The sequence below is a fragment of the Pedobacter cryotolerans genome, assembly GCF_005116475.1.
Classification (GTDB): Bacteria; Bacteroidota; Bacteroidia; order Sphingobacteriales; family Sphingobacteriaceae; genus Pedobacter; species Pedobacter cryotolerans.
The window spans coordinates 112,265-125,129 of record NZ_SWBO01000002.1 but is presented as its reverse complement, the minus strand read 5'-3'; the positions used below and the strand labels follow the sequence as shown (position 1 = coordinate 125,129).

The window sequence follows — 12,865 nt, the reverse complement described above, 5'->3', positions numbered from 1 at the left end:
ATCCTGAGCGTAGTCGAAGGAACTTTTGATGAGGAATTAAAATGTCTTCGACTACGCTCAGACTGACAAAAACACTAAAATAAACAATGATGAAAAAATTATTCCTATTTACAATTTTAGCTTTAGCCATCACATTCGCCAAAGCACAAACCCAAGCCGATGAGCAAAATTTGCAAAAAGCAGCTGAGTGGGTAGCCTCATTAAACTTAGGTGATGCAGCAAAAGAAACCCGAGTAAAAACCGTTATCGCCGAACATTTAACCGCCGTTAGAAATTGGCATAATGCACATCCAGCTGCTACAGTTCCTGCCGGGATAAATCCTGTTACTGGTACAAAATTAAGCGATTTAGATAGAGAAATTATTGCTGATAGCGCCATGCCAAATTCGGTTCACACAGCTTTAATGGATGGTTTAAAAAAGGATTTAACTACAGAACAATTAGAAGCAGTTTTAGATAAATACACCATCGGTAAAGTTCAATTCACCATAAATGGCTATAAATCAATCGTTCCAGATTTAACTGAAAAGGAAGAAGCCACTATTTTAGGTTTTATGAAACAGGCACGCGAACAAGCGGTAGATTATAAAAATATGAAACAAATCTCAGCCATTTTTGAGATTTATAAAACTAAATCAGAACAATATTTAAACAATAACGGTCGTAATTGGCGTACCATGTACAGCGACTATACCAAAAAGATAAAAGCAGAAAAAGCGGCAAAGGAAAAAGCGAAACAGTAACCCAGGTTCGTTCACTCCCTGGCTGGTGTCCTCACCAGCCAATAAAAAGAGTAACACACTGGCTGGTGAGGACACCAGCCAAGGAAAATGAATGACGAAAGCTAAAAAGGATATGTCCCATGGTTGGTGTCCTCACCAGCCATTAGAGAGATTAATAAAACAATAACACTCTAACACACTGGCTGGTGAGGACACCAGCCAAGGAAAATGAATGACGAAAGTTAAAAAGGATATGTCTCATGGTTGGTGTCCTAACCACCCATAAGAAAGATTAATAAAACAATAACACTGTGGCTGGTGAGGACACCAGCCAATGAAAAGCCAAGGAAAAAAATAAAGACTATGAATTTAAAAAAAACATACATCACCTTAAGTTTAGTTTTCGCAGTGGCGATATCATCCAACGCTCAATTAGAAAAATGGCAAAAGGGCGTAATTAAGCAAGAATACCTGTACGACAAGGCGCCATTTCCATCTTGCCATTCGGCAACATTAGTAGAAACACCAACAGGTTTAGTAGCCTCATTTTTTGGAGGCACCAGAGAGCGTGATCCGGATGTAGAAATTTACATCAGTCGCTTTGTAGATGGAAAATGGTTAGCGCCAGTTTCTGCTGCAGATGGTGTACAGCCTGATGGTAAAAGATTACCTACTTGGAACCCAGTTTTATATCAAGTTCCTGGTGGCGAGTTAATTTTGTTTTACAAAGTTGGACCAAAACCATCAGAATGGTGGGGCTTGATGAAAACCTCAAAAGATGGCGGTATCACTTGGTCGACTGCTACAAAATTGCCAGATGGTTACATTGGTCCGGTAAAAAACAAACCGATTTTGTTAGATAATGGAAATTTATTTGCGCCATCAAGCAAAGAAGGTGATGGTTGGAAAATTCATTTCGAGGTAACAAAAGACAATGGCAAAAATTGGCGAACAATTGGCCCAATTGATGGCAGCGGCATGAATGCTATTCAGCCAAGTATTTTGGTGCATGGCAATGGCAAACTGCAAATTTTAGCCAGAACAAGAAACCGTGCAATTGCCGAATCATGGTCTATGGATAATGGAGAAACATGGTCGCCACTGGCAAAAACCAATTTACCAAATAACAACTCTGGTACTGATGCTTTAACTATGAAAGATGGCAGACATGTATTAGTTTACAACCACGTTTTACCTCCAGGCGATTTAGCAAAAGGAGCAAGAACGCCATTAAATGTTTCAATTTCTAAAGATGGAAAACAATGGTCGGCAGCTTTAATTTTAGAAGATTCGCCAATTAGTCAGTATTCATATCCAGCAGTGATGCAAACTTCAGATGGGATGCTTCATTTTATTTACACTTGGCGTAGAGAAAAAATTAGTCATGTGGTGGTTGATCCAGCAAAGCTGAAACTAAAAAAGATTAAAAACGGCATTTGGCCAAGTATGAAAGGTTATGTAGCTCCCGTATTAACCGAAACTAAAAGCGAAGAACCGTGAGAAAGACAATAAATATTTCTACACCTTGTGCGTCATTGCGAGGAGGAACGACGTGGCAATCTATCTTGCCAAAAAAGATTGCTTCGGTTGATGAAAAATCAAATCTCGCAATGACGAGCTACTTTTTTAAGCATTTTGCATTAGCAATTATAATAATTGTCTTTTCAAATTCTCAACTTTCTGCACAAAGTGGAAACACAGATAACCAATATCAAAAACCACTAGCACAAGTAATTAAAGAAATCGAAATTCGATTTGGTGTAACCATTAAACACAGCGAAGCTCAAGTAAAAGATAAAATAGTAAAATATGCCGATTGGCGATTTAGAGCTGACCTAGACAAAACTTTGGACAATGTTTTAAAACCTTTAGACATGAAGGTGAATAAAGAAAAAGACAAGGTCTACAAGCTTAAAGAATACGAATATAACCGCTGGGAAGTGCAAGATGGCTGGGATTATTTAGATGTTTTGGGGGCAAAGTATAATGATAAGCAAAGCTGGGAAAAACGCAAAGCAGAAATTAAACCCCAGCTTTTTGAAGCTTTATTGTTATCGCCATTGCCAGCAAAGCCAAATAGCAAACCTATAATAACAGCTAAACGTGTTTTTGATGGATATACAGTAGAAAATATTGCTTTAGAAATTCTGCCTGGTGTTTATGTAAATGGATCGTTGTATAAACCAATAAAATATAAAGGCAAAATTCCATTGGTTTTAAGTCCTGATGGACATTGGGCACAACAACGGTTTAGACCAGATTGCCAAATTAGATGTGCAACAATAGCCAAAATGGGAGCTATGGCTTTTAGTTACGATCTTTTTGCTTGGGGCGAATCGATGTTGCAGTTTAAGTATGAAAATCACCGAAAGGCTTTAGCGCAAACGGTACAAACATTAGGCGGTATCAGAATTTTAGATTATTTCAGCTCGTTAAAAGATACAGACACGGCAAAAATTGGCATCAGCGGTGGATCTGGAGCAGGTAGCCATTCAATTTTAATGACAGCCATGGATGACAGAATTAAGCTAAGCGCTCCGGTTGTGGCCATGTCGTCATACTTTTATGGTGGTTGTCCTTGCGAGAGCGGTATGCCAATCCATTTTTGTGCTGGCGGAACAAATAACGTAGAACTGGCTGCTATGGCTGCACCAAAACCGCAATTAATTGTATCTGATGGAGGCGATTGGACGGCAGAAACACCACAGCATGATTTTCCTTACTTGCAAAAAATGTATGGTTATTATGGGCTAAGCAACAAAGTTGAAAATGTACATCTACCAGAAGAAAAACACGATTTTGGAATAAATAAACGCATCGCATTGTATGATTTTTTGATTAAAAACTTCCAGCTTGATGCTACCAAAGTAAAAGATAAAAATGGCAAGTATGATGAAAGCAAAGTGACGATAGAACCCGAAAAAGCTTTATATGTTTTTGGAGATAATGGCGAAAAATTGCCTAAAAATGCCATCATCTGTTTCGAAAATTTAAAGAAATTATTTCCAAATTTTAAAGATTAACATGCAACAGCAGGATAGAAGAACATTTATTAATTCATTGACTTTAATTACCGGAAGTTTAATGTTACCTAGTGGATTTCTATTTGCTGCCGCGAAAAAATCAACCTATAAAATCGCCGTAATTGATTTGATGATTTTAAAAAGGCAGAAATTGAGTGCCTTGCCATTAGCAAAAGAAATTGGTGCCGATGGTTTGGAAATTGACATGGGTGGTTTGGGTAATCGAGATACTTTTGATAATAAATTGGCAGATCCAGTAATTAGGCAACAATACTTAAACACTGCTAAAGAATTAGGAATTGAGTTTTGTTCGCTGGCTATGACGGGTTTCTATGCGCAATCTTTCGCCACTCGACCAACTTACCGAAAAATGGTGCAGGATTGTTTGGATACCATGAGGCAGATGAATATTAAGGTTGCTTTTTTGCCTTTAGGTGTGCAGGGCGATTTGGTTAAAAATCCAGAACTAAGAAAACCAATAGTAGAGAGATTAAAAGTGGTAGGTAAAATGGCTCGCAAAGCAGGGGTAGTAATTGGAATTGAAACTTCGCTAGCTGCCAAAGGCGAAGCAGATTTGTTGAAAGAAATTAACTGTAAATCGATTAAAAGTTATTTCAACTTTTCCAACGCGATTAAAAATGGAAGAGATTTAAATGAAGAGCTCAGGATTTTAGGTAGAAAAAATATCATCCAAATTCACGCAACAAATGAAGATGGTGTTTGGTTAGAAAATGATCCAAAAATAGACTTGGTAAAAGTTAAACAAACTTTAGATGAGATGGGCTGGAACGGTTGGTTGGTGGTAGAACGTTCTCGGGATGCAAAACAGCCAACTAATGTTAAATATAATTTTAGTGCAAACACCGCTTATTTAAAGCAAATTTTTCAAGCCACATAAAATGAGAAAAGCGAACTTTCTATTTGGTGTTATTTTTAAGCCTTGGTTCATGTCTACACAAACCAATCAGTTTGTTCTTATTATATTATTTAGCTTAATCAATTTAACATCAACTGCTACAGATATTTATGTATCTTCAAAAGGAAATGATTATAACGTTGGTAGCAAAGAAAAACCATTGGCAACTTTACATTCCGCTTTGCGGAAAGCCAGGGAATTACGTCGACTAAAAGACCCAACCATACAAAATGGAATAAAAATATATGTAGAAAATGGTGTTTACCAACTAAGCGAACCCATCGTTTTACGACCAGAAGATTCGGGTACGAAAGAGAGTAGGACAGAAATCATCAATTTATCAAACCAAAAGGTAATTTTTAGTGGTGGTATAACATTAAAAGGCTGGAAAAAAGTAACAAGCAACGTTGCTGGATTACCAAAAAAAGCTATTGGCAAAATTTGGAGTGTCGATCTTCCATCGCCTGGTGGCCAAAATTTATTGTTTAGACAGCTCTGGGTAAACGATAAAAAAGCAATAAGAGCAAAAGATAAAAATGGCGATTCGATGGGTAGAATTTTGTCGTGGGATGCTAAAAATCAAACCTGTAAAATTCCACTTGGTCAAAACATAAATGTTGCTGCAATGGCAGGCATGGAAATGATTATTCACCAATGGTGGGCAATCGCCAATTTGCGCATTAAATCTGCCAAGGTAATTGAGAAAGCTATAGAATTAACTTTTATGCAGCCAGAAAGCAGAATACAATCCGAGCATCCTTGGCCAGCACCATGGATTTCTGCTAAAACTGGTAATTCTGCATTTTACCTCACTAATTCTATTCAGTTTTTAGATGAACCAGGAGAATGGTTTGAAGATTTACGCAACCAAAAATTATATTATTGGCCAAGAAACGGAGAACAAACATCAACTGTAAAAGCCGTTGTACCACAATTAGAAACGCTGTTAAAAATTGAAGGAACGATAGATCACCCTGTTCAATACATTACTTTTAGAGGGATATCTTTCCAACATTCAACTTGGCTTCGACCTTCAAAAGAGGGGCATGTGCCGCATCAAGCGGGAATGTATATGCTTGATGCTTACAAGCTGAAAATTCCTGGAACAGCAGATAAAGCCACTTTAGAAAATCAAGCTTGGGTTGGCAGACCAGCATCAGCAGTGCTTTTAAATTATGCAAACAATACCCTTTTTGAAAACTGCAGGTTTGAGCATTTTGCCTCGACAGGTTTAGATTTAAATAAAGGAACAACAGAAAATATAGTAAGAGGCAGTTTATTTAAAGACATTGGTGGATCTGGAATTTTAGTTGGTACTTTTTCTGACGAAGCCACTGAAGTTCATTTGCCTTACAACCCGAAAGATTTACGAGAAGTAGCTACAAATAACACCATCGAGAATAATTTAATTACAGATGTTACCAATGAAGATTGGGGTGCTGTGGGCATTGGTGCTGGTTATGTGAGCGATCTAAAAATCATCAACAATGAAATTAATGAGGTTAATTACAGCGGTATAAGTATGGGTTGGGGCTGGACAAAAACTCCAAATGTGATGAAGAATAACTTAATCAGCGCTAATAAAATTCATCATTATGGAAAAAAAATGTACGATGTAGCTGGCATTTATATGCTTTCTGCGCAACCAGAATCACAAATAGTGAATAATGCTATTTTCGACATTTATGATGCAACTTATGCCCATTTGCCAGATCATTGGTTTTATATTTATACCGACGAGGGTTCATCTGGAATTACCATTAAAAACAACTATACACCTGCTCAAAAATATTTGCAGAATGCCAACGGACCTGATAATGTTTGGGAAAATAACGGAGCTGATGTAGTTAAAAGTATTAGAGAGAATGCAGGTTTGCAAAAGGATTTTCAATATTTATTGAAATACAATTCATCTCCTTCGGCAACACAAAAAATAAAAACTGCAGAAGCAAAACAAGTAGTCTTTGAATTGATATTTAAAGATAAAAATGTACCTAGCGAAAAAGAAATTAGCGTTTTTGCCCGAGAAAATAATCTTTTGCAAACTGATTTTTACCAATGGAACAATAGGTTATTAGTTTACACTAACAGTTTAAAAATAGAGAGTTTAAATCAAACTTTGAAAAGATTTAAGGCTACTGAATTGAAATTATATGATGATCTATTTTACAATTTTAACCGAGAAAAAAATTGTGGCTTAGCAACTGTAAAAGAATGGGATCATGTGATATTATCGGCCAATTTAGTGGCTGATGAAAAATTGCAAAAAGAGTATTTAGCCTATCACAAAACTCAATTTGAAAAATGGCCAGAACTTTCTAAAGGCTTTTGTAATGCAGATTTTCAGCAATTGGTAATTTTTAAAAATGGAAGGCAATTAATGCTAATTATCAGCATCCCGAAAGGAGCAAACTTAGATGAATTAAATCCGAAAACAACAGAAAATAATCCTCGTGTTGATGAATGGAATAAGTTAATGAGCAAATACCAAGAAGGATTTGAAGGCGCAAAAAAAGATGAAGTTTGGGTTTTCTTTGATAAAATAAAATAAAAATATAAATATCGTCATTGCGAGGCACGAAGCAATCCTAAAGCATTTTACAGGCTAACCCCTAGTTGTAAGATTGCTTCGTGCCTCGCAATGACGAAACAAAAAAAAAATGAAATTAAAACTAGGAATATTAGGTTTAGGAGAGGGCAGAAGTACGATTTCGGCTGCATTGGCAAGTAATGCGTATGAGTTAAAAATGATGTGCGATGCCAATGAAGAAACTTGTAAAGCAAGGGCTAAAGAATTTGATTTTCATCAATACACAACCAGTTATCAGCAAATGCTGGATGATAATGAAATTGAGGTAATTGCGATTTATACTCCTGATCATTTACATGCCGAACATATTAAACAAGCCTTGTTGCATGGCAAACACGTAGTTTGTACCAAACCTTTTATCGACGATTTAGCGCAAGCACAAGAATTAATCGAAATCAGTAACAGATCTGGTAAAAAAGTTTTTGTTGGACAAAGTTCTCGTTTTTTTGAACCTGCAAAGCGACAAAGAAAAGATTATGAAGATGGTTTAATTGGAGAGTTGATTACTATAGAAGCACAATATCATGCCGATCATCGTTGGTTTCTAGCTAAAGGATGGTCTTTAAAACAATCGTTTAAATGGCTATACGGTGGTTTAAGTCACCCGGTTGATTTTATACGTTGGTATTTACCCAATATTGAAGAGGTTATGGGTTACGGTATGCTAAGTAGTAATGGCGCAACAGCGGGATTAAAAAACCATGATACCATGCATTTTATTTTTAAAGCTACTGATGGCAGAATTGCTCGGGTTAGTGGTGCTTATACTGGGCCAACTCAACCAGCTTATCGTGATAGCGGAATGAGCACTATTTTAAGATGTACAGAAGGCGCTAGTCAGGCAGATTACCACGAACTTCGATACGCGGTTACTGATAAAACCGGTGAAGAAAAAATTGTGGTTTGGGGCGATTCTGCTTTAAAACATTATTTCAGGTTTGAAGGGCAAAGTCACCATGCAGGCGAATACCAAAATTACTTAGAATATTTTGCTGAGAGCATTCATAATGATACCGTAGCTTACCCAGATTTAAAGGAAGGAATTGGAACGGTAGCACTTTTACAAGCAATGGATAGGTGTTTAGAAACTGGTTTGCCCGTGAAAATAGCAGATATTTTAAATGAATTTGGGCTTAAAAAAGAAGAGTTAGGGATGTAATGAAAATTAAACTTTTGATTGGTGAGGACACCAACCATGGAATAAAAGGAATGAAATAGTTTACTACAGGATCTCATTAGCGTGATGTCATCCTGAGCGTAGTCTAAGGAAAGTTTTAGGATGTTTGTTAACTAAATTGGTCTTCGACTACGCTCAGACTGACAAATCTGCTTAGTAGAGGATATATCCTTACTAAAACATTTTAATTAAAGAATGATATCATTTGATAAAAACTGATTTAAATAAAAACAAACCAAAATGAACCAAATCCATACTTTTTTAGAACCCATAGATTACGTAGTAATTGCTGCCTATCTATTTATTCTCATCGCCTTTGGCTATTATATTTCTTTTGTTAAAGATAAAGGCAATAACGAGAATATATTTTTAGCGAGCAACACATTGGGTTGGACTAGCATTGGTTTAAATATGTGGGGTACAAACGTTGGTCCTTCAATGCTTATTGCCTCAGCAAGCGTTGGTTTTACAAGCGGTATTGTGGCGGGTAATTTCGCTTGGTATGCTTTTATTTTTATTCTTTTATTGGCAATGGTTTTTTCGCCACGCTATTTAGGAGCAAAGGTTTTAACATTGCCTGAGTTTATGGGCAAGCGCTTTGGCGACTCTACAAGGAACATACTTGCTTGGTACACAGTAATTACCATTTTAATTTCTTGGCTTTCGTTAACACTTTTTGCAGGTGGTATTTTAGTAAAACAACTGTTAGATATGCCTATGTATTTATCAGTGATATTGATGGTTGTTTTGTCTGCATTTTTTGCTGCTGCTGGCGGATTAAAAGCAATAGCTTATACCAACGTTTTTCAAATGTTATTACTCATTGCGGTTTCTCTATTATTGGTTGTTTTAGGTGTCAATAAAGCCGGTGGTCTTTCTGCAATTTATACCAACACACCAGGTTCTTATTGGAATCTGCTACTTCCAGCCGATGATAAAAATTACCCATGGATCGCAATTTTATTGGGTTATCCGATTATGGGCGTGTGGTTTTGGTGTACAGATCAATCAATGGTGCAATCTGTTTTAGGGGCAAAAAATTTAAAAGAAGGACAATTAGGTGCCAATTTTATAGGTTGGTTAAAAATATTAGATGTGCCACTATTTATCCTGCCGGGAATAGTTTGTTTTGTGCTTTTTCCTCAACTTAAAAACCCTGATGAGGCATATTTAACTATGGTTACACAATTATTCCCGATAGGACTTAGAGGATTAATAATTGTAGTATTAATTGCGGCTTTAATTAGCACCATCGGCTCTGCCTTAAACTCATTAAGCACTGTTTTTACAATGGATATTTATGTTAAAAAATATCAACCTAATGCAAGCCAAACTACAATTAAAAAAACAGGAAGATTAGTGGTTTTATTTGGTTCTTTACTTTCCATCTTTATCACTTTAGGTATTGATAGCATTAAAGGTTTAAATCTATTCGATGTGTTTCAATCCGTATTAGGTTTTATCGCTCCACCAATGTCTGTAGTGTTTTTGTTTGGCGTATTATGGAACAAAACTACCACCAAAGCTGCAAACTTTGTGCTAACATTTGGTACGGTAATTAGCTTAGGTACAGGTGTTTTATATCTTTGGGTTTTTCCAAATGGCACCTACAATTGGCCACACTTTTTATTATTGTCATTCTATATTTTTGTAGCATTATCAATCTTGGCTTTTATCATCACTGTAATTGATAAAAACAGTCAAAAAGATCATCAAGCTTTGCTTAAAATAGACCCTGCAGCTAAACCAGATTTTCAAGTGAAATTTTTATGGTTTTTATTAACTATTGTAATGATAGCATTATATATTTTCTTTAACGGACATTAAATCAATTCGTCATTGTCCCGATTTTTCGGGAAAGCAATTTTAAAGCGTTTTGAATATATTTTAATTATTTGACATGAAAAATTTAAAAAAACTAACTCTACTATCCATTTTAATCTGTTTAACCTTTCCAATTTTTGCTCAAAAAGCACAATGGATTTGGTATCCTGGCGATTTTGATATTTATATGGGTAATGTAATGCAAAACCGCAGAACCGAGAGAGGTTCATTCTTCCCAGTGTTCTGGAAAATGGATAGCCATTACGTATTGGTAGATTTTCATAAGGAATTTAATTTGCCAGCTGCAGAAGAGGTTAAACTTTTTGTTGAAGGAACTTACAATGTTAAAATTGATGGTAAAGCAATAAGTGGTTTTCCAAAATCGATTACCATCCCAGCAGGTAAGCATAAATTAAGTTTAAAAGTTTACAGCACTGCGCAAGTGCCAGCAATTTTTGTGCAAGGTAAAACTGTTGTTTCTGATGAAACTTGGTTAGCTACTTTTGAAGATAAGGAGTGGATTGATGCTAGTGGGAAAACATCTGACAAATCTGGAACAACCTTTGTAAACGCCGGCAGCTGGAATATGACTGATCCGTTAAGTCTTCCATCAAAGTTTAAATTACCAACAAAGCCAATTATAGCGGTAAAAACTGAAAAAATCAACAAAGGTTTTGTAACCGATTTTGGTAAAGAAACATTTGGTTTCATCAAAATTCACGGTCTAAAGGGAAAAGGAAAACTGAATATTTATTACGGGGAATCTAAAGAAGAAGCTTTATCTGTATCGCATTGCGAAACTTTAGATCTGCTTGAGCTTGATTTAGCCAGTAAAACTGATTCGGTAATGGAATTGTCTAAAGCTTTTCGTTACGTAAATATCCAGCCAGAAGGATCTGTTTCATTAGACTCAATATCGATGTTATATGAATATTCGCCTGTGGCACAACGTGGAAGTTTTAAAAGCTCTGATGCTGAATTGAATAAAATTTATGAGGTTTCGAAGTATACTTTTGAGTTAAACACTCGAGAGTTTTTTATTGATGGCATTAAACGCGATAGGTGGATTTGGAGTGGCGATGCTTACCAAAGTTACTTGATGAACTATTACTCTATTTATGATGCGCCAACCGTTAAAAGAACTTTATGGGCACAGCGTGGAAAAGATCCGGTTACGGCTCACATTAATACCATTATGGATTACTCTTTCTATTGGTTTTTAGGGATTTACGATTATTATCAATATTCTGGCGATCAGAAATTTGTACAAGATATTTATCCGCGTATGAAAAGTTTAATGACTTACATAGATGGTCGTAAAAACAAAAATGGTTTATTAGAATGGATGCCAGGCGATTGGATTTTTATTGATTGGGCAGATAAATTAAGTAAAGATGGCGAAGTTAGTTTTGAACAATTACTATATTGTAGAAGCTTAGAAACCATGGCTTTGTGTGCCAAATTAGCTAACGATGAGGCTAGTGCAGCCATTTACAGTAAACAAGCAGCTGAACTAAAATCCAAAATTTTTGAGTTGTATTGGAATAAAGAAAAAAGTGCTTTAGTTCATAGTCGCATTGATGGAAAACAAACCGACAATGTTACCCGTTACGCAAATATGTTTGGCATTTTCTTCGATTATTTTACGCCTGAACAAAAATTAGCAGTAAAGCAAAATGTGTTGTTAAATGATAAGGTTGCCAAAATTACAACGCCTTACATGCGCTTTTATGAGTTAGAGGCTTTATGCGCCATGGGCGAACAACCTTATGTATTAAAAGAAATGAAAAGCTATTGGGGTGGCATGTTAAAGTTAGGTGCAACTTCTTTTTGGGAAGAATACAATCCTGAAAAAAAAGGAGACGAACATTTAGCCATGTACGGTCGCCCATTTGGTAAAAGTTTATGCCACGCTTGGGGCGCTAGTCCGATTTATTTATTAGGTAAATACTATTTAGGTGTTAAACCAACATCTTCGGCTTATCAAACTTACTTAGTTGAACCAAATTTAGGTGGATTAGAATGGATGGAAGGAACTGTGCCAACTAACAATGGAGAAATCGCATTATCAGTAAGCAAAAAAGAAATTAAAGTGAAAGCAGCAGAAGGTATAGGAACTTTGAGGTTTAAAAGTGCTGTTAAACCAAGTGTTAAAGGAGCTGTTATTAAAGAAGTTGCTAAAGGGCTTTATGAAATGACCATCCAAAAAGGAGTGGAATATGTGGTAAAGTATCAGGGGTAAAATATAGATCGTCATTTCGAACCGCAGGGAGAAATCTCAGAGTCTTTACCACTGTCTTTAGTTTTTATCACTGGTAAATAGGAAACAGATTTCTCCTCGTGAAAACTCGTTCGAAATGACGCATTGTTCGTTGACTTCAAAAGCACCTTTAGGGGTTGGGGTTTTATTCTATCGGCTGGTTTCTCACCATAACTGTTCGAACAAATTTTTAATGATTATTTATCACATAGAGATTTAGAAAAATTGATAAAAATACGGACTACGAGTGCAACTAAGATTTATTAGAAGTTATTTTAGATCTCAGAGAGGTCTTATGTCTATAGCTAATGTGCAATTATGGTATGCGACCCCAGCTGGGGTCGAATGTATGC

General features: G+C 36.1%; 8 protein-coding genes. All 8 read left to right on the top strand.

Features of this window, described 5'->3' with window-relative positions; translation table 11 throughout:
- The first annotated feature begins 86 nt into the window (after positions 1–86).
- The 8 genes from FA045_RS03660 to FA045_RS03625 all read left to right on the top strand — a co-directional run bounded on the left by FA045_RS03660 (position 87) and on the right by FA045_RS03625 (position 12,494).
- Positions 87–743, top strand: a complete 657-nt coding sequence (locus FA045_RS03660; protein WP_136874588.1) for a DUF3826 domain-containing protein — start codon at positions 87–89, stop codon at positions 741–743.
- A 342-nt stretch (positions 744–1,085) separates the two neighbouring features.
- Positions 1,086–2,222: a sialidase family protein gene (locus FA045_RS03655; protein WP_136874586.1), complete on the top strand. Its 1,137-nt coding sequence runs from the start codon at positions 1,086–1,088 to the stop codon at positions 2,220–2,222.
- Entirely contained in the window at positions 2,219–3,745 is a 1,527-nt protein-coding gene (locus FA045_RS03650) for an acetylxylan esterase (protein ID WP_225871264.1), read from the top strand. Before FA045_RS03655 ends, FA045_RS03650 begins: the two co-directional genes overlap by 4 nt.
- Before the next feature lies 1 nt (position 3,746).
- The gene (locus tag FA045_RS03645) at positions 3,747–4,643 is read left to right on the top strand and encodes a sugar phosphate isomerase/epimerase family protein (RefSeq protein ID WP_136874584.1); all 897 of its coding nucleotides are present in this window, start codon (positions 3,747–3,749) and stop codon (positions 4,641–4,643) included.
- Position 4,644: 1 nt separating this feature from the next.
- On the top strand, positions 4,645–7,212 hold the full coding sequence (locus tag FA045_RS03640) for a right-handed parallel beta-helix repeat-containing protein (RefSeq protein WP_225871263.1): 2,568 nt from the start codon (positions 4,645–4,647) through the stop codon (positions 7,210–7,212).
- 109 nt (positions 7,213–7,321) lie between these two features.
- Complete coding sequence (locus FA045_RS03635; protein WP_136874582.1) at positions 7,322–8,410, top strand: Gfo/Idh/MocA family protein; 1,089 nt, start codon at positions 7,322–7,324, stop codon at positions 8,408–8,410.
- 258 nt (positions 8,411–8,668) lie between these two features.
- Positions 8,669–10,255 (top strand): sodium:solute symporter family transporter, encoded by a 1,587-nt coding sequence (locus FA045_RS03630; protein WP_205943092.1) that lies wholly within the window; start codon positions 8,669–8,671, stop codon positions 10,253–10,255.
- Positions 10,256–10,328: 73 nt separating this feature from the next.
- Entirely contained in the window at positions 10,329–12,494 is a 2,166-nt protein-coding gene (locus tag FA045_RS03625) for an alpha-L-rhamnosidase-related protein (protein ID WP_136874580.1), read from the top strand.
- Positions 12,495–12,865 lie beyond the last annotated feature (371 nt).